13 protein-coding genes and 1 riboswitch are annotated in these 19,755 nt (G+C 47.4%); of the genes, 3 read left to right on the top strand and 10 right to left on the bottom strand.

All coding sequences use genetic code 11. The features are described from left to right. Window positions 1-262: 262 nt before the first annotated feature. The 6 genes from MHB56_RS17640 to MHB56_RS17615 all read right to left on the bottom strand — a co-directional run bounded on the left by MHB56_RS17640 (window position 263) and on the right by MHB56_RS17615 (window position 9,572). Window positions 263-1,663, bottom strand: coding sequence for an NCS2 family permease (locus MHB56_RS17640; protein WP_036679893.1), 1,401 nt, complete (start codon window positions 1,661-1,663; stop codon window positions 263-265). Between the two features lie 122 nt (window positions 1,664-1,785). Beyond that, window positions 1,786-1,885, bottom strand: a riboswitch (purine riboswitch). Between the two features lie 202 nt (window positions 1,886-2,087). Continuing rightward, entirely contained in the window at window positions 2,088-2,552 is a 465-nt protein-coding gene (locus MHB56_RS17635; RefSeq protein WP_076106071.1) for a hypothetical protein, read from the bottom strand. A gap of 146 nt (window positions 2,553-2,698) precedes the next feature. Beyond that, entirely contained in the window at window positions 2,699-4,237 is a 1,539-nt protein-coding gene (gene guaA / locus MHB56_RS17630) for a glutamine-hydrolyzing GMP synthase (protein ID WP_036679874.1), read from the bottom strand. Window positions 4,238-4,399: 162 nt separating this feature from the next. After that, window positions 4,400-6,739: a transglutaminase family protein gene (locus MHB56_RS17625; RefSeq protein WP_076277882.1), complete on the bottom strand. Its 2,340-nt coding sequence runs from the start codon at window positions 6,737-6,739 to the stop codon at window positions 4,400-4,402. Beyond that, on the bottom strand, window positions 6,708-8,066 hold the full coding sequence (locus MHB56_RS17620; RefSeq protein ID WP_076280428.1) for a DUF58 domain-containing protein: 1,359 nt from the start codon (window positions 8,064-8,066) through the stop codon (window positions 6,708-6,710). The genes MHB56_RS17625 and MHB56_RS17620 overlap by 32 nt, the downstream gene beginning before the upstream one ends. Window positions 8,067-8,198: 132 nt before the next feature. After that, on the bottom strand, window positions 8,199-9,572 hold the full coding sequence (locus MHB56_RS17615; protein ID WP_076305525.1) for a polysaccharide deacetylase: 1,374 nt from the start codon (window positions 9,570-9,572) through the stop codon (window positions 8,199-8,201). A 107-nt stretch (window positions 9,573-9,679) separates the two neighbouring features. On the opposite strand from MHB56_RS17615, the gene MHB56_RS17610 reads away from it, so the two are divergent. Further along, the gene (locus MHB56_RS17610; protein ID WP_076305526.1) at window positions 9,680-10,348 is read left to right on the top strand and encodes a DedA family protein; all 669 of its coding nucleotides are present in this window, start codon (window positions 9,680-9,682) and stop codon (window positions 10,346-10,348) included. Between the two features lie 14 nt (window positions 10,349-10,362). On the opposite strand, the gene MHB56_RS17605 is transcribed toward MHB56_RS17610, so the two are convergent. Beyond that, complete coding sequence (locus tag MHB56_RS17605; protein WP_341143801.1) at window positions 10,363-11,625, bottom strand: MFS transporter; 1,263 nt, start codon at window positions 11,623-11,625, stop codon at window positions 10,363-10,365. Between the two features lie 150 nt (window positions 11,626-11,775). Here MHB56_RS17605 and MHB56_RS17600 point away from each other — a divergent pair, with 150 nt between their 5' ends. Continuing rightward, window positions 11,776-12,717 carry a helix-turn-helix transcriptional regulator gene (locus MHB56_RS17600; RefSeq protein ID WP_076130530.1) on the top strand — a complete coding sequence of 314 codons (942 nt, stop codon included), beginning with the start codon at window positions 11,776-11,778 and terminating at the stop codon, window positions 12,715-12,717. A gap of 95 nt (window positions 12,718-12,812) precedes the next feature. Further along, window positions 12,813-13,118: a zinc ribbon domain-containing protein gene (locus tag MHB56_RS17595; protein WP_052096752.1), complete on the top strand. Its 306-nt coding sequence runs from the start codon at window positions 12,813-12,815 to the stop codon at window positions 13,116-13,118. Between the two features lie 84 nt (window positions 13,119-13,202). Here the strand turns inward: MHB56_RS17595 and MHB56_RS17590 are convergent, their stop codons facing one another. The 3 genes from MHB56_RS17590 to MHB56_RS17580 form a co-directional block, all read right to left on the bottom strand. Then, window positions 13,203-14,714 carry a DHA2 family efflux MFS transporter permease subunit gene (locus MHB56_RS17590; protein ID WP_076106051.1) on the bottom strand — a complete coding sequence of 504 codons (1,512 nt, stop codon included), beginning with the start codon at window positions 14,712-14,714 and terminating at the stop codon, window positions 13,203-13,205. Further along, window positions 14,711-15,163, bottom strand: coding sequence for a MarR family winged helix-turn-helix transcriptional regulator (locus MHB56_RS17585; protein ID WP_076130529.1), 453 nt, complete (start codon window positions 15,161-15,163; stop codon window positions 14,711-14,713). Before MHB56_RS17585 ends, MHB56_RS17590 begins: the two co-directional genes overlap by 4 nt. A 216-nt stretch (window positions 15,164-15,379) precedes the next feature. Beyond that, a complete protein-coding gene (locus tag MHB56_RS17580; protein ID WP_341144380.1) occupies window positions 15,380-19,663 on the bottom strand; it encodes an acyl-CoA dehydratase activase-related protein in 4,284 nt (1,427 codons plus the stop codon). Between the last annotated feature and the right edge of the window lie 92 nt (window positions 19,664-19,755).

Below are 19,755 nucleotides of genomic sequence, written 5' to 3'. Positions count from 1 at the left end.
CCATAGGACCATCTAGGGGTTTGAAGTATTTTCAGTACAAAATAAACAGAGATCAGGATCAAGGAGGGAACAAATTGGACTCTAACGCCAAGGCTGCCTCGTCCTGAACATCACCTCTTCAACAATATAATCTAAATCATAGATGATGAAAAGCTAGAAACATAGACTAGCCTGAATGGTTAAGTGCCAACAAAAATATAAAAAAAGGGCCCCCTCAGTTATGAAGGAGCCGTTGAATGCACATCTGTATGCTATATATGAGTTAGCCCGCACTACCAAGAAATACATAACGGAGAATAATCAGAATAGCAAGTACCCACATCATCCAGTGAATATCGTATTTTTTCTTGCCAGCAAGGTTAGCTACACAAGCAAGGATTACATAAGTTACGATACCAAAGGAAATACCATTAGCAATATTATAAGTGAAAGGCATGATTACTAGAGTAAGGAACGCTGGAATCGCAACAACCATATCTTGAAAATCAATTTCGCGAATCGATTGTGCCATGAGCACGCCTACGACAATCAATGCTGCGGCTGTAGCAGATCCAGGGATCAGAGCCACTATTGGTGCAAGGAATAACGCAAGCAAGAAGCACACACCCGTTGTTACAGCTGTAAGACCTGTACGTCCACCTTCAGCAACACCTGCCGCGCTTTCTACAAAAGCAGTAGTAGTGGAAGTACCCAATGCCGCACCACCAGCTACAGCGATGGCATCGACAAACATTGCATTACCTACACGTTTGTTACCTTCTTCAGGGTTGTCCATAATACCAGCGCGTTGAGCAGTACCTACAAGTGTACCAAATGTATCGAACAATTCTACAAAAGTGAATGTTGCGATTGCTGAAACAATACCGGTGTGCAGGATACCATCCCAGTCAAATTCGAAAAAGTTCAATTGCGTCAGGTCAGGCACCCAAGGGGTTGTCGGACTGGACAAAGAGCCAAAATCAACTACACCCATCAGTATACCCGCGAGGGTTGTACCCAAGATACCGAATAAAATCGCACCTTTAACTTGCAGTACCATCAGGATGGAAATAAGAAGCAATCCGATAATTACCAACTGTACATCAGTGTTCTCTAGACTACCCATATGAATGATTGTTTCAAAGGATAGGACATCTGTGAATGTATTGGCGGAAATATCTTTACCAGCTTCGACACCAATCGTCATCAAACCACTGTTCTTAAGCCCAAGGATTGTAATGAACATCCCGATACCTACGGTAATGGCATGCTTCAAGCTGTCAGGAATGGCTGTCAGTAAGATCTGCCGTACTCGGGTAACCGTGAGCAGGATGAAGATCAAACCGGAAATAAATACTGCGGTCAGACCCATTTGCCAAGTGAATGGATGTTCTGAGGTTGCAGAAGACAAAATTACGGAAGCAAAGTATGCATTAAGTCCCATACCTGGTGCCAATGCTACTGGAAAGTTTATAAACACGCCCATTGCAATGGTGAAAATACCTGCTGCCAGCGCAGTCGCTAGAAATACAGAGTACCAGCCCATATCGATGCGGCCAAATGCTGTTAATGTGCTCGGATTAACCGACAGGATGTAAGCCATGGCCATGAACGTAGTCAAGCCGGCCATTATCTCTGTACGTACTGTAGTGCCGTTCTCTTTCAACTTGAAAAACCGATTCAAATTGTTCTCCCCCTAAGGTATGTTGTGGCTGACAGCAACAAAAAGCCGGTATCTGATCGACACCGGCTCGAAAAAAAGAGTAGCACCCATGACTATAGCCCTAGATTCAGGACAATACGGGTTGCTCAGCTCTTCTTAATCGTAGCCAGGTCATTACGGTGACCTCGTAGAAACTTCCAGGCCTATTCCCGGAAATATACGAAAGAATTATGTTGTTGTGCTTTATCATTTTAGGTGGACATCACATAAGTTGTCAATGAAAAAAGCGAACATTTTCGACTTTATTTTTTCTATTGTTCGTAATTCATACATTTTTATCTTTAACTTCAACCCCAAAATCCTTTAAATCATGCAGCTTATTAACTATCAAAAGACTTATCAAATGGGTATTTTTCCCTATAAAACAATTTCGATGTTCCCTAGCTTATTGGCCTTTGGAATACTGATAGCTATGCCAAGAATTAGCAAAATGCCCTATAGCTAAACAAATCACTGCAATACCCAACCAGAAAGATCTGCCCCATATAGCCGCAAATCCAAATGCACAAACAGGGAGAACTGCCATGGGAATCGGAAGAAACAATAATGGAGCCCATAATAATCTGAATTGCTGTCCCTTAACCATATAACGAATCCATAAACCGTAATAAATCGTGATAAACACAAAGATAAGTGCAGCCCAGATCCCGAATTCTACATTTTCAAAGTTATCCTTTGAAATCGCAAGAATGGCTATACACCCCAACTGCCCTACTCTCTCCAAAAGAGTGTAGACGATGCCGGCATCTTTTAAACCGCTGGGAACATGATCGGGCGGAAACTTAATCATCAGTAAACTTGGGGCAAGAATAACCATAGCTATTAGTGTTCCAATAAGTGAGAATCCCATTCTAATGGCTCCTGTAAGTTTATTTTTCCCAGTTTATCACATTCTCTAAAGTTGCTATATAGGGTCCGTCACAAGCTTCACGGTTAATAAAAAAAACCTGCAGTCCCTTAATAAATAAGGAGCTGCAGGTTTGTTATTGCTATATACTATTCCCACTCAATCGTTGCAGGTGGTTTCGAAGTAATGTCATACACTACCCGGTTTACATTCTCAACTTCGTTGACAATACGTACAGAGATTTTCTCAAGAACATCCCATGGGATACGTGCCCAGTCAGCGGTCATGCCATCGATGGAAGTTACTGCACGAACACCTACTGTGTAGGAATACGTACGAGCATCACCCATAACTCCGACACTCTTCATGTTAGGCAGGGCAGTGAAGTATTGCCAAATTTCACGGTCTAATCCCGCTTTAGCAATTTCTTCTTGCAGAATGTAGTCAGAATCACGAACGATGGTAAGCTTGTCCTCTGTTACTTCACCCAAGACACGAATAGCAAGACCTGGACCTGGGAAAGGCTGACGCCATACGATCGCACGTGGCATGCCAAGCTCTTCACCGAGTTTACGAACTTCGTCCTTAAACAAGGTGTTTAGCGGCTCGATCAAGCTGAATTTCATATCTTCTGGCAGGCCGCCCACATTGTGGTGGGATTTAATGGTTTGCGCTGTAGCTGTTCCACTCTCAACGATATCCGTATAAAGCGTACCTTGTGCAAGGAATGAAAAATCTCCGAGCTTAGCTGACTCTTCGTCGAAGCAGTAGATAAACTCGTTACCAATGATTTTACGTTTTTGCTCAGGGTCTTCAACACCTGCAAGTTTGCTCATGAAGCGATCGCGTGCATCGATTTTCACTACATGAATATCGAATTTGCCTACGAAAGTCTCCATAACGCTTTCTGCTTCACCTTTACGCAGAAGGCCGTGGTCAATAAACATACAGGTCAATTGATCTCCGATTGCACGGTGGATAAGCATAGCCACAACGGAAGAATCCACTCCGCCACTAAGAGCGCAGAGTACTTTTTTATCTCCGACTTGATTGCGAATATCTTGAACGGCTTCATCGATAAACGATTCCATTGTCCATTTGCCGTCGCAACCACAAACTTGGTATAAGAAGTTCGAGATCATCTCGTTACCTTGAACGGAGTGACGTACTTCTGGGTGGAATTGCACAGCGAACAGTTTGCGCTCCGCGTTGCTCATTGCTGCAATTGGAGCACTTTCTGTACCTGCATCCAGCTTGAAGCCTGTTGGAAGCTCAACTACATGGTCACCGTGGCTCATCCATACAGTCTGGCGGTTCTCCAATCCTGCAACTAAAGCAGTTCCTTCTGCAAAGTCAACATCAGCTTTACCATATTCCCGTTTAGCCGAACGTTCTACTTTACCATCAAGCTGATGAGCCATCAGCTGCATACCATAACAAATACCGAAGATCGGCACTCCTAGATCATAAATAGCCGGATCTACGTGTGGTGCATCTTCAGCGTATACACTGCTAGGTCCGCCGGAGAAGACAATTCCTTTAGGCGAAAGTGCTTTAATCTTGTCAACTGGCGTATTGTACGGCAAAAGTTCGCTGTATACTCCCAGGTCCCGAATTCTGCGCGCGATAAGTTGGTTGTATTGTCCCCCAAAATCGAGAACGACGATAATTTCATTTGGCTTGTTCATTACGTGCCTCCCTTGATTATTGGATTCATTATACTCATGGTTAATTCTCATCGTCAAGGAAAGGAGGACACGCCTCTCATAATCAGAGAGTGATAAAACTTCATGCAGAACCTTCCTTGCTATGGCATAAATTAGATAGCGGATCTAAGCGTTCTTAGCCGTTTATGTTAAACGGAAGGTAATGAGCAGACATTCGCGAATAAACGCGGCCGCATCAGAAGCCGCAGGTTCGCCGCCAAGGGCGGGAGCGGAGTCTACGGGATTGTCGCGGGCAGAGATCACGGCTGTGGAGGCCGAAGCTGGCGCGTACGCCAGGGTCTCCCACTGGCGGACAAACTGCCGGACGGCCACGTCTAGTCCGGCATCGTAAATCCGCAGGGAGTCCACATACTCCCTGCCAGTAACGCCGGGCGGCGGCGGTCCAAACCGCTCCGCCAGCCCGTGCCAAGCCAGAGAGGCCGCGCGCAGCTGCCTCTCCCGGCTCAAGCTGCTGCCGCGACGCGCGGCCAGCAGCAGAGCCAGGCTGCGCCGCCAGCGCCAAGCGGCGGCGGGAAGCAGCGCCGCGGCAGCGAGCGGCGCTGAAAAGGGCCCGCCCGCCAGCGGCAGGGCGGGCAGTTCCGCGCTGCGCGTTGCTTGCGGTGCGACTGCTGCGGCCGCAGGCCGTGCCGGCGCAGGGAAGCCAGCCGCAAGCGCAGGACCCGGCGTCGGATCGAAAGGAACCCAACCTGCGCCGGCAAAATAAACCTCTACCCAAGCATGCGCATCCCCTTGGGTGACTAAATACTTCGCCGGCATGGCTTCCTCCTGCTGGGTTCCAGGTCCGTAGCCTTGAACATACCGCGCTGGAATACCTGTGCTTCGCAGCAATACGGTCATCGCTGTGGCAAAATGCACACAGTAACCCTGTTTGGTCTCAAACAGGAAATGATCCACAAAATCAGCCCCAGCTGGCGGAACCATGGTATCCAGCGTGTAAGAATACCCGTTTTGCAAATAATCCCGAATGGCGGTTGCGGAATCATATCGGTTGCCCGAGGAAGCTGTGAGCTTCTCTGCCAGAGCTTTCACTCGCTCAGGTAATAAATCAGGCAGTTGCAAGTATTTATTCTTTATTTCTTGTGGATCAGCGTCACCCAACCCGCGCAGCAGTACTGGATTACTCTCGGGAAGTATAGAATCAACTATATACTCAGTGATTCGAGTTGACCCCACCGAATCTGGCAGACGAAAGGTATCCCTGTCCTTATTCGCCAGAACATAACCAAGCTGGCTGCCATTGGATAGTTGAACTGTCTCAACATCTGTTAGGGTACCCGCATTGAATACAGGAATTCCACCGGAAGAGGGAATAGCAAATTGTATCCGCTGTTGCAAAGTCCGCCCCCCATTAGTGGTGGTTACCGTCGCCGGAATCTGAGGCAGGCTGGACAAGTTAAGCGGAGTAAACTCCTCACCACCTCTGATCCAACGGCGACCGTCATAGTAGGCAATGCTCTCCCCGCGCCAATAGGTACGCTGACTGGTCAACGCTGTGAAGACTGGCTCGGTATTGCGTGATAATGGAGCACCCAGTTCTCCATCATTTGTACTATACCCTGTTGTTCCTGCAGGTATAGCCTCATTATCTTCGGGCATATGGCCCGAAGCCCATTCCTGCAGCTTTTCAAAGGTTGACTGGAGTGTAGTTTGGTTAGGCGGTCGTACTTCATATACCTGCCCACCAAACCATGCTGTCATCATGACGAATATAGCAGCCGCTAATGCCAAAACTCCCCATCGGGCATACGGCAGGTGAATGCTGCCCACCCGTTCCCGCAGACGGAGCAAACCACTCATTGCTTGCATCCATACAATAAGCCCGACTGATATTACAACATCCGTTGTCGTATTAACGCCAAAGCCAATATCCAGAACTAATAGATAAATGAGGGTCACCGCTGTAAACAGCAGCGTACTACCTCTGAAAAGTGCAAGCTGCTGCACCGAAGATACCAGCAGCCCCCAGCCAACAATCAAAATCAAAAGTCTGCTGATCTCGCTTAGCTGAGAAACATGCCCGGAAAAGAGCAAAATCAGATCATTTGGAATTTCTACTGCATAAATGCCCAGCCATCCTGTCCCTACGCTCTCGCTGCATAGATATAGCCAAGCTGTTCCGATCATCAAACATTGGATACTTAGCAATAGCCACCCGGGAATCTGAAGGATTCCCCACATCAACAGCACGGCAGCAGAAATCATCAGAATCTGCAGCAATCTAGCAGTATCTTCCAATGAAGTCGTTCTATATAAAGGGAGCAGCCATTCTAAAAACAGCCCCAAAATAGCCAAAGAGAACAGCATGCGATAATACAGAGGTATCTTTCTCTGTTTACCGGCATGACTGTTCTCCAGTTTTTCCAAATGGAGCTGCTTTGGTTCCTTCCCACTGTGCTCATTCATAGAGAAGCTTGTGTCACCCGGTATCCGCTTACCGTAGCGTTGGTTTTCCGGATGATTCATGGTACTCTACCTCCCTGAGCCTGTAAGCTGGCAATGCATCATCCAGACAAAACATCCGTGCTCCCAGACGACCCAGACTATCCCCGACCGTTCCCCGCACAGGCTGGCGGATCTCCTGCAGCATTACCTCAGCAGGCAGCGGAGCTGGCTGATCCCAAGCATAATAGAGCTCAACTTTTACACCTTGCACTAAGAATTTAGCGATAACCTTAGCGGATTGTTCCTCTAATCTTCCGGTCACTATAGCAACGGTCATTCCCGGAATCCAGCCTCTAGAAGCATCCTCCAACAGCTCGGACAGGGTTCTTGTTCCATTCGGAGAAATATCAGTTAGAATATCCAGCACTCTCCCTGGGATTTTACCCAGTCCTTCATGCCTAGCCATTCCTTCCGGCCAGCCTCCGCTAAATAACTGGACATAAGCACCTGACTGCTCAGCAAAGAGCATCAGCCCCATCGCCGTTGACACCGCCTTCTCAAATACCGGAGGCTGCTCCTCCCGACTGCCACGAGGTGTAAGTGCATTGGCTGGAATCTCATAGCTTTTGGGATCATTAGCCAACACGATACAGCTCATTCTTGCCTTTTCACGCTCCGGAACTTTGCTCTGCAGATTTCCTAGCCGGGCGCTGTTCTTCCAATGAATTCGGCTAAGCGGATCACCGGGCTCATATTCCCGCGATTCCATGGTCTCATCATTGCTGCTTCTTCCCCTTCTAGAATAGCGCGAATCACCGCTAATAAAGCCGCTGTCCGGGACTGCTCCGCCATAATATAGGGGGGCTGGCAGCACTTTAACGCTATGCTCTTCAGCAGGCTCAGATCGGCCTGTGAACCAGCCGGGCAAATCTCCCCAGGTTACTCTACAGCCCTGCAAATGATGATGTCCCCGCGGCATATTCTCAAGAAGGTAGGTGTATTCAAAAGAGCGTCTGAATCCCGGAAACAGTAGCTTGTGATGTCCTCTGTCCCCCCAAAAATCAGCGATAGTCAGCCATGGCAGTGGAAGCCGGGCAGAGAAATTCACCCGCACCTTCACAAGCAATGTACTTCCAGCTATCGGTCTTACTGGAGTGATTGTCCGTTCAATCTTTATCGCCCGTGGACCTGAAAGTTGAACAATCAGTCCGCCAACCATGATAACGCCTACAGCGATCAGCAGAAATAAGAGTGATGCGCCTCCGCGCCATGCATATAAAACACCTATAATTCCAGCCACAGCCAGCATCCGCAGCCATTCAGCCAACGCACTACGGCTACGCGGATAGCTTCTAACTCTTTCAGTCTTGTTATTTAATTTGTGTTCTACTTTTTTTGAAGAGGACAATGGAACGAACACCCTTCCTTTGGGTCTAGACTTGTTCCCAGCTGAGGAACTTATTACTATCTATTCTTCCCATGAAAAAGGGTGCCCAGACATTGTTTTTTTCTTTTAAAAAAACTGCCTGAGCGCTAAATCTCAGAAGGCTATTACCCGGCGCTCACCTTCCGTCACGCTTATATTTAAAGGAGGATGATCGGCTGTCTCCAGCAGCTCACGCAGCGATACCCAGATAGAACCGCCAATCATCTCCACACTGGCACCGTTTATCTTTTGAACATGATCAGGAAGATTTAACAGGAGTTCCTTGTTCGCCACATCCGCGATGATATCTTTGCCGTTCCAGGCAATCTTCCCACTGCGACTGCCCGCATCCCAACTAATCTGCCCTCCCAGCCGTTCGATCACAGCGCGAAGTGGCACCATATATTTCCCTTTTTGCAGAGCATATTCACCTGGCGCCAGCTTCGTCTCCAGCTTTCCAACCTCCAGCACCAAAGGTTTGCCGGGCGCAAACAGCTCTGCATTCGGTATGATATTCGAGGTGATCCAAGCTTCCGAAGGTTTCACTCTGCCCAAGCTATTTGCTTTTGAGGAGACTCTGAATTGTACAGGCTCCACCGTCTCATCTAAAAGGCCAAAGCTGTACCCAGCAGCCTTATAACGCGCAATAATATCAGGCAGTGCTTTAACACTCTCCTGATGGCCGCCGCCATCATGCAGCAGAAGAATAACCCGAGAGGACTTCAGATCTGCAGTTGACTCTTTTAAGATTTCTGACGCCGGTACCCCTTTGCGTTTAGAATCCCCGCTGTCCACCGTCCAATCCGTAACGATATAACCGGCTTGCTTCAACAAATTGAAGTAGGTATTATCAAAGTGATCAAAGGTTCCGCCCGGGGCGCGGATAAGTTGTGGGCGAACCCCTGTAATGCCCCGAACAATTTCTTCGGTCTTTTTAATCTGGCTCCAAAATTCAGTGAATCCACTATATAAATCATGGTAATTATGATTATAGGTATGATTGCCAATAGCATGTCCTTGTTCCCATATGGCATTAATTAGCTCTGGATGGCTTTTCGCTTGATTACCAAGGACAAAAAAGGTCGCCTTCACACCTTGCTGCTGTAAAATTTTTAGAACGTTGAAGGTATTGTCACTCGGTCCGTCGTCAAATGTAATATAGACCGTTTTTGAAGCTTTCTTTGCGGCCGCAATTGCTGAATATGTTGTCGACACCTTGGATACTTGTGCCGTACCGGAATTCAATTTAACTTCTGGAGAAGCAGTCACAATGGACTCTGCTTTAGGAGGCAATTCTTGCATCGCCACTAACGGGAGATTATTCTTAACAGAGACAGACTCCGCACTTGCGGACTGTAATGAACGATTCATCCAAGAATCTACACTCTCCCCTGCGTTCCATCCCAGCATTACGATGACGATTACAACCATAACAAGCAATCCGCTTATCAAGTTTCGGCGGCCGTGAGTGTTTTTGTTACCTTTCATCTTCTCTACCTCCAGCATTCTATTGGCTCAAAAGCCATTTGGTAGATTGTATGAAGACAAGCTTCAAAATAGAATAAGGCAACTGCCCCTTGGAGAGTGAGAATCTTATGGAAATGCTGAACTTTATACAAGAATTATTCAGCAAATATGGATATAGCGTATTGTTTTTTGGATTGCTGCTCGAATTCGTTGCCTTGCCGTTTCCCGGAGAAACTACCATGGCTTTTGCAGGTTTTCTTTCCTATACGGGAAGACTTGATTTCATAACGTTGATTCTAGTGGCGTTTGCTGGGACCACAGCCGGGATGACCCTCACCTATTTTGTCGGCTTAAAAGCCGGAATGCCCTTCATCCAGCGATACGGAAAGTGGTTGCTGTTCTCCCCTGCCAAGCTGGATAAAACGCAAAAATGGTTCGAGAGATACGGCAGTATCCTTATTTCCATCGGATATTTTATTCCAGGCGTTCGTCACTTTACCGGCTATTTTGCTGGTATAGTTGCGCTGCCCTTCCGTAAATTCGCCCTCTACGCTTATAGTGGAGCGTTATTCTGGGTAGTGCTGTTTCTTGGCATAGGACGGGTATTTGGTCCGCAGTGGATGGGTATTTTCCATTTATTCGAGTTATATGCACTATGGATTATCTCTGGCGGTGTAGCTATAGCTGCCCTTGTAATCCTGTATCGCTACCGCAAAAAGATAAGCATCCGCCTGTTCCCGCGCAAAGCTGCCATAAAGCTACAGACTCAGGTTAAAAAAACTTCCAAGGGACGGTGAAGCCACCGCCCTTTTTAAGTGCGTTTTTTCTTGCTGCGTACCCCCGCGTATCCTGCGAGTAAAAGCGCAACTATGGCAAATCCCGCTCCCCCAGCAAACCCTACCATTCTTGGTTCCACCCCTTCTAATAGCCACCCTCCGAACAGCATAGATAATCCCAGCAGCGTATTTCCTACTGCAGACAGGAGTCCAAACACAAAGGGCTGCATAGCAGATGGGGTTTCCTGCATAACGAGCGTATCCAGACAGGCATTCCCCGTCCCCCCGGCAAATGACAGCAGGATGTATAACATAAATGCTACCGCAAAATGATTGCTGACACTGATGCCCATCAATAATACTCCTTCTAGTAAAAGCCCTCCGATGGCTACAATCAGCAGCCCCTTTTTTAAATAACGTGAGGTAAAAAAACTAAGGCTAAGACCGATGCCAAGCGCCGCATAAAATGCCCCCACTCCAATATCCCCCGCGTGAAATACCTGTATCGCATAGACACTGATCAGTACATTATCCAGACCATTTAGCAACGGCACCAACAGCTCATAACCGAAAATGACCTGCAACGTTAAGCTTCCGCCAATTACCATTCCCAGAGCACGCAGCCGACCGTATTGTGCTTCTTTATCGGATTTTTCTAAGTCCCCCTCAGGAGAATATGTAGCCTTCTTAGCCACCGTCACCATTTCCGTATGTTGTGGAAAATCGATACCGTAAATTAACATCGCTGCGATTAAAAAAGACACTGCATTCATAATGAACGCTGCCTCCGAACCAAACCACATCGACACCACCCCTCCACTGAACGCTCCAAGGATCAGCACGCAGCCGCTCATTAACTGCTCTAGTCCGTTGACGGTCAGCAGAGAATCTTTGGTGACGAGCAAGGGGATAGTGGACCTACGAACAGGGCTGTAAATGGCTTCGCCCGCTGCCAGCAAAAAACTTGCCATATATAACAACCACAGCTTCTCCTCCCCATCCACCCATAAAAAGGCTAAGGCTACTGGGACCCTCAGCATATCTGTAGCTATCATGATATATTTGCGTGGAATTTTGCTGCTAAGTATGCCTCCAAGCGGGGCCAGAAATAAATAAGGAAGCAGTCTCACACCTAACGAAATCCCTACCGCCATGCCTGATCCCGTCAACTGCAGAACCAGCGCCAGTACTGCAACGCTAGTAAAACGATCACCAATTCCATTGATCAAGCCGGCTGTGAACAATCGTGAATATCCCTTGTGACTCCTAAACATCGCAACAGCTGAGTGATTATTCATTAAATAAACCTCATTTCATCTATTTATACATATATCTAATTAGATATTAATCGAATCATTAATTTATGACAATGCTTTATTTTCAAGGATTTGCTAAGATGAAATACAGCATTACTTCACGGAAATCTTCGGGAAAGAAGGAATTGTCTTTTGAAAATAGATCGATTGCTCTCTATCGTTATCCTGCTAATGAACCGCCGCCTAATTCAGGCGAAGGAGCTAGCCGATATGTTCGAGGTATCTGTGCGCACGATTTATCGTGATATTGAAAGCATTAATGGGGCCGGAATTCCTATCGTTACCTATCAGGGAGCGAACGGTGGGATCGGGCTTATGGAAGGATACCGGCTGGACCGCAATGTTTTGACGGATCGTGAGCTGGCGGATATTTTCACGGCTCTGCAGAGCGTCTCGTCTTATGGAGGAAATGAACATACTCTGCTCATGGAAAAAATCAGCAGCGTAATCCCGCCCTCCCAATCCGCCGCCTTCCGCAGCAAAACGACTCAGCTCATCATCGACTTCTCCCCATGGGGTCTTCAACGTATTCTGGAAGAAAAGCTTGCCACTCTAAAAGAAGCACTTGAGGAAAGCGTGACCGTAAACTTTGATTATGTGGATGCTGCGGGTCAGACAAGCCAGCGTTCGGTAGAGCCCTATACTTTAGTGCTAAAGGGGCAAGCATGGTACTTATATGGATTTTGTCTCAATCGTCAGGATTTCCGTCTATTTAAGCTGTTGCGCATGAAAGAGCTCGTTAAGAATACCCAAGTTTTTATTGCAAAAGATGTGGATGCAAGCGAGCTGCCTTGGAGCAACGAGTATCAGAGATCAACCGTAACAACAGCAACACCCATCGTTTTGCAGTTTAAGGCTGAAAGCAAACATCTAGCGGAAGAGCGGTTTGATTCTACCGAGCTACTGCCCGACGGTAATGGAGGTTACAAGGTTACCATCAACTATCCTGAGGATGGATGGCTGTATGGTTTCCTGCTAAGCTTCGGGATGCATGTAGAAATCTTAGAGCCACCGCATATTCGGCAAAAGCTGGGGCAGCTTGCAGCAGGCATAGCAGCAAAATATACAACCTAACAATAAACCTGACGGAATGCCGTCAGGTTTATTGTTCTATACTGAACTTAAAGCGGGCGCTCGAGAGCTTGCATACCTTTAAAGGAGTGTTAAATATGGGACATGAACATGTAGAGCAAGGAGATCTTAAAATTTGTCAAAGCTGTGGGATGCCAATGCCTACGGCGGAATTGCTTGGAACGGACCAGAATGGCAACAAGATCGAAGATTACTGCGTGTACTGCTATGAGAATGGCGCATTCAAACAGCCTAACATCACGTTGCAAGAAATGGCTGACATTTGTACAGGCTATATGGTCGAAGAAGGAATGGATGAGAATGTTGCCCGTAAACTTCTCGCGGAGCAGCTGCCACATCTGAAACGTTGGAGCGATCCTGCAGCTGTGTCTCCAGCTAACTAATAGCATCACAACAAAAGAAGCGCCCTACGGAACCATAACAGTTCGTAGGACGCTCCTTTTTCCATTCTTTGTTAACCCAGTTTTTTATTGATTGTCCTGCTGTGGCTGCACTTCTTCCGTCTTCAGGAAGTCTGGCTGCGGTGAAGTCTTTTTAATAAAGAAAGCCAATACCAAAGCAACTACAGTGATCCAGGTAGCAATGTTAAAGGCATGCGTAACCCCGCTAATTGTAGCCTCTTGCGTAAGCTTAAGCATCGCTGCTTTATCGTTTAACGAAACCGTTCCGCTCATAAGCGTATCAGTGATTGTGCTCTTCGTCTTATTGGTCATTAGACTGACGAACAACGCCATTCCCAGCGCGCCTCCGACCGTCCGCAACGTATTCGACATTGCTGTACCATGCGAGCTTAAACGCTGTGGAAGCTGGTTAAGTCCAGCCGTTACAATCGGCATCGATAACATCGACATGCCTAACATCCGAACCGTGTAAGTAATAATCATATGCGTATACGTCGTACTGTCTGTAAGCTGGCTGAATTGCCAGGTCGTAATTACTGTAATAATCAGGCCTACCACAGACAGCCATCTTGCCCCGATTTTATCAAATATAATCCCCGTGATTGGAGACATAATTCCCATTAGAATGGCTCCCGGCAACAGCATAAGACCAGACTCCATTGGCGTAAAGCCACGGATCGTCTGCAAATAAATCGGCAGCAAAATCATACCCGAATATAAAGCCATCGTAATGATGATATTGATTAATGTCGTGAGTGAATACATATTGTATCTGAAAATCCGGAACTCAAGCAGTGGTGTCTCAGCCTTAAGCTCTCTCCATACGAATAAAGCCAGTGCAATCACACCCACAATGAGGCAGGTAATGACTGTTGCACTTCCCCAACCATCGGTTCCAGCATCACTGAAGCCGTACAACAATCCCCCAAAACCAATTGTAGACAGGATAACACCCGTTTTATCCAGCTTCGGAGAGGTTGTTTGCCCTACATTTTGCATTGTTTTCATACCTAGCAAGGTAGAAAGAATAGCCAGCGGAAGAACGATAAAGAACAATACGCGCCAAGAATAGTTCTGAACTACCCACCCTGACAACGTTGGACCTACAGCTGGAGCAAAAATCATGGCTACCGCCATTAGCCCCATCGCTTTTCCCCGCTCTTCAATTGGGAAGATGCGAAGAAACACAATATTCATTAACGGCATCAAAATCCCTGCGCCAACCGCCTGAATGACTCTGCCGACCATGATCATTTCAAAGCCTGTTCCGATTCCACAGACAAGTGTACCTAACGAAAAAAGTGACATCGCGGTGATGAATAGCTGGCGGGTCGTAAACTTTTCCACCAGAAACGCACTAATCGGTATCAGCACACCGTTCACGAGCATAAATCCCGTTGTTAGCCACTGTGCCGTATTCGTTGCGATTTTTAGATCGTCCATTATGCTCGGCAATGCCACATTAAGAAGTGTTTGGTTCAAAAGTGCGACAAATGCACCTATTAAGAGCGCTGCAATAATCGGTCCTCTACGTATTCCCTTAGTTGCCGCTGCAGCGTTACCTGTAATTGTACTCATAAATTCTGTTTGTCTCTCCCCTGCTCTAAGATCTGAATGATTTCGGTATGAATCCTAAGTAATTCGCCTGCATCCTCGGCAGGTATATTGGATAGTGGAAGTAAGTGTCTTCTGAGCGATTGCTTACTTCTTTCCCTGATCTCTCTGCCCTTTTCAGTAATCGCCAAGTTGTATATACGCCGATCTACCTCAGAGCGCTGTCTTGTGATCAAATCGGCTTTCACCATCCGGTCCACTACTCCGCTCGCTGCACTGTTCCCCAAATGTAATAGCTCGGCAAGATCTGTAATGCCAATATCGGGATTTGCAGATATTTTGCGGAGAACCATCAACTGTGTTGGTGTGATGTCCAGCTCTTCAGCATCCTTCCACAGCAACTGCTGAAATGCATGGCTAATCCGGCGAAAAGAGGAGAATATATCATCTAATTGCTGCTCCTTATCTTCCAAATCTTCACCTCCAAAGAATTAATTAGTTAGACCATCTAATAGTTCGCATGCGTACTATTTTACACCTTAACTAAATTTCGGTCAATATTTTGCTGTAACTTTCTGAAAGTTAATTTTATATTGCAGGAAAAACATGAAAATCATACATAAGTGCACAAAGCATAAAAAAAGCGAACCAAGGTAGATCCTTGGCCCGCTTTTTCGTCTGAACAATGCTCAGGTTAAGCTGTATGAACTTTCAGGTAAAGTCTGCTGCTGAGGCTTATCCTGCAGTTTTAAATTAGATGGCTTAGTCTCTTCCTGGCTGCTGGCAATTGACATCATCAGCTTAATCCGATTCGCTTGGTTGACTACGCTAACTCCAGCATCATAGTCAATCGCCACGATATTTGCACCCGGATATAATTCCTTAAGACCTTTAATCATCCCACGCCCGGTGATATGGTTGGGCAGGCACGCGAACGGTTGAATACAGGCGATGTTGTTCACACCATTATCCAACAAATCCATCATTTCTGCGGTTAAAAACCAGCCCTCACCCATCTGATTCCCTACGGACACCAGTCGGCTGGCCTTCTCGGCAAGACCATAAATATTCTCCCGTCCTTTAGCCAGCCCCGCATCCTCAAGGGCAACCTTAATCGGCTTACGGTAAATTTCCAGATAAGAGATCAGCATGGGATTGATATAGCCGAGCCGTTTGCTTTTGCCGAATTGCTCAGCTTTGTAGATCGGATTATATACACAATAGAAAATGAAATCCAGGAAATCCGGCATTACCGCTTCCCCGCCCTCTGCCTCGATCATCTCTATAATGCGGTTATTAGCATCCGGATGAAATTTGATCAGGATCTCACCGACAATGCCTACTCTTGGTTTAGTAACACCTGTAACGGGCAGCTTGCAGAACTCTGCAACAATCTCACGAATCAGGCGTTTGTATTCTCGGAATGAAAAGTTGGATAAGCTTGCCTTGCAACGCTCCATCCCTTTGCGGAATAGAATTTCAGCACTTCCTGGAACAACCTCATGCGGCCTAAAGTGATTTAACATCCGCATCATAAGATCACCGTAACAAGCGGCAGCTATCAACCGATTCGCCAGCTTAAGACTGATACGGAAACCCGGCTGATTTTCCATCCCTGAAGCATTGAGTGAAATCACCGGAATTTGTTCAAGGTCTGAATCCTTTAAGGCTTTGCGCAGCAAAGAAATATAATTCGTAGCCCGGCAGCCGCCACCCGTCTGTGACATAATCACAGCAGTACGATCCGGATCGTATTCCCCACTTTTCAGCGCCGACAGAATCTGGCCAATCGTCACAATTGCCGGATAACACGCATCATTATTAACGTATCTCAGACCTTCTTCTGTCTCTTCGGGTCCGGTCGTCTCAAGTATCTTCAGGCGGTATCCGGCATCGCGAAACACCTGCTCAAACAATTCAAAATGAATAGGCGACATCTGTGGCGCAAGAATGGTATAGGTCTCTTTCATTTCCTTTGTAAATAACACATTAGCCTGCACTTTTGGCGGCTTTTGCGGCACTACCTTACCTTTTTCACGCTCACGCATTGCCGCCAGCAATGAACGAAGCCGAATGCGCGCTGCACCAAGATTGCTGATCTCATCGATTTTGATCAATGTATATACCTTGTTATGTCTTTCCATAATATCCTGTACGGCATCACAAGTGATCGCATCGATCCCACAGCCGAAGGAAGTCAATTGAACAAGCTCCAGATCCGAGCGGACTGCAGCAAGGCGGGCTGCACGGTACATCCGGGCATGGTAGGTCCACTGATTAACAACAGCCACATCCCCTTCGCTGTGGTCCAGATGGCAGACAGAATCTTCTGTCAGCACGGCGAGTCCCATCCCGGTTATCATATCCGCTATCCCGTGATTAATCTCAGGATCGGCATGATAAGGATGTCCACAGAGCAGGATTCCTTTGGTTCCAGTATCAGCTAGGTACACAAGGGTCTCTTCCCCTTTGGTACGCACATCACCTTTGGCGATATCAGCCTCTGTAAGTCCCGCTTGCACCGCGGACGCAATCTCTTCTCGCGGAATGCTGGTAAATGTCTTCACCAGCCCTTTGGTCAGCGCAGAAATATCATCGAAGGTCAGGAATGGACTGACAAGCTTGATTCCATTGTCCTTTAACCCATCCATATTGTTGCGAATGACTTCGGGATAAGAGGCGACCACTGGACAATTGAAGTGATTATCCGCAGCTTCATCTTCTTTTTTCTCATACACCACCGCTGGATAAAAAATAAAATCGACACCTTTACCGATCAGGCTTTGCACATGTCCATGCGCCATCTTCGCAGGATAACATATCGATTCTGAAGGAATCGTATCCATGCCGCTTTCGAAGAGCTTCTTGCTTGATTTAGGGGAGAGAATCACCCGATAGCCCAGTTTGGTGAAAAAAGTGTGCCAGAACGGGTAATTCTCAAACATATTCATGGTACGCGGAATCCCGACGGTCCCCCGCCATGCCCCTGTTTCCGGTAAACTCTCGTACTCAAAAAACCGTTCATATTTATACTGCATCAGATTCGGCAGGACATTTTTCTCTTTTTTGACTCCTGCGCCGCGTTCGCAGCGATTGCCGGTCACATAAAAGCTCTTATCCGGAAAACGACTGATCGTCAGCGCACAGTTATTCCCACAGCGGCCACAGCGGCCTGAGGAGACCTCATATTTAAAGCTGGCAAGCTCCTCTGCTCCAAGCAGCGTACTGGATCCGTTAACCCCTGCTTGCTCACGCGCAATCAGTGCACAGCCGTAAGCTCCCATTACGCCAGCTATATCCGGTCTAACCACCGTCCGCCCCGTCAAGGACTCAAAGGCGCGCAATACAGCTTCATTATAGAAGGTACCGCCCTGAACGATGATATTTCGCCCTAAGTCCTCCGGATTGCGGATTTTAATTACCTTTTGCAGAGCATTCTTGATCACAGAGTAGGCAAGACCCGCCGATAAATCCGCTAATGATGCGCCCTCCTTCTGAACCTGCTTGACCTTAGAGTTCATGAACACCGTGCAGCGCGAGCCCAAATTAACAGGCTGAGTCGCTTCGAGTGCAGTTTTGGCAAATTCCTCGATCCCAAGTCCGAGGGCAGAGGCAAAGCTCTCCAGAAAAGAGCCACAACCGGCTGAACAAGCTTCATTGAGCATAAGGCTGTCGATAGCACCGCCACGGATTTTGATGCACTTCATGTCCTGCCCACCGATATCCAGTATGAAATCTACTTCTGGCATGAACTTGGAAGCTGCCTTGTAGTGTGCAACAGTCTCTACTTCTCCGCCATCTGTCCGCAGAGCGGCCTTGATTAACCCCTCACCGTACCCTGTCACATATGATCCTGCGATATGGCAGCCTTCAGGCAGAACCCGGTAGATCTCCTTCAGTGCATCGCTGACCGAATGCAGCGGGTTGCCTTTGTTGCTGCCATAAAAGGTATAGAGAATTTCGTCAGCCGAACCGGTTAACACGAGTTTAGTTGTGGTTGAGCCGGCATCAATTCCTAGATAACAAGGTCCACGATATAAGGCTAAATCTGATCTCGCTGCAGAGGCTTTGCCGTGACGAAGCCGAAATTCTGCAAGCTCAGCGGCATTCTCAAAAAGCGGAGGCAATTCAGCATCCGCAGCTCGATCCGCAGTAAAATCAACCGCCGCAATTCGCGTGATCCAGCTTGAAAGTGGCAATACGACTGGATCAGCTTCGGAGAGCGCAGCTCCAATCGCCACGAAATACTGTGAGCGTTCCGGGAACAGGATATCCTCCTCCGCCAGCTCCAGCGTTTCCGCAAAACGCTGCCGCAAGGCAGGCAGGAAGGTCAGCGGGCCGCCAAGAAAAGCCACCCGTCCTCGAATCGGACGTCCACAAGCAAGACCGCTAATCGTCTGATTAACGATACTCTGAAAGATCGAAGCCGCCACATCCTCCCGGCGCGCTCCTTCATTAAGCAGCGGCTGTACATCGCTTTTGGCAAATACACCACAGCGTGAAGCTATGGGATAGATTCGCTCATGCTTCTCCGCCAAAACATTTAAGCCTGCCGGATCGGTCTGCAGCAGCGCTGCCATCTGATCGATGAACGCTCCTGTTCCGCCCGCGCAGGCTGTATTCATACGCTGCTCAATGCCGCCCCGAAGATATATTATCTTAGCGTCCTCTCCACCCAGTTCAATCGCCGTGTCACATTCCGGGATCAGCGCACTGATCGCCTTCGTACAGGCAATCACCTCCTGAATAAAGGGAACTCCACCTAATTTGGATAAAGACAACCCCGAGGAACCGCTTACAGTAAGCCTAGCTCCCCTCTCTGGGAATCTGTCGCGTACATCAGACAGAAGAGAGAGGGCCGCTTTTTTAATATCGCTATAATGTCTTACATAGTCTTGATAAACAATGATGTCCCGCTCTATGACAACTAATTTAGCAGTAGTTGATCCGATATCAAGCCCAATATGCAGCATTATCACTCCACCACCTCTTCTTGCTCCAAATTTGAAGCAATTATGAGGAAACTATATCATGACAACACCTTATATAAGCTGTTAAAAATGTA

It is taken from the genome of Paenibacillus sp. FSL H8-0315, assembly GCF_038005365.1.
GTDB classification, from domain to species: Bacteria; Bacillota; Bacilli; order Paenibacillales; family Paenibacillaceae; genus Paenibacillus_AQ; species Paenibacillus_AQ odorifer.
Note: the sequence above shows the minus strand (reverse complement) of the source record. Positions and strands in the feature narration are given on the sequence as shown.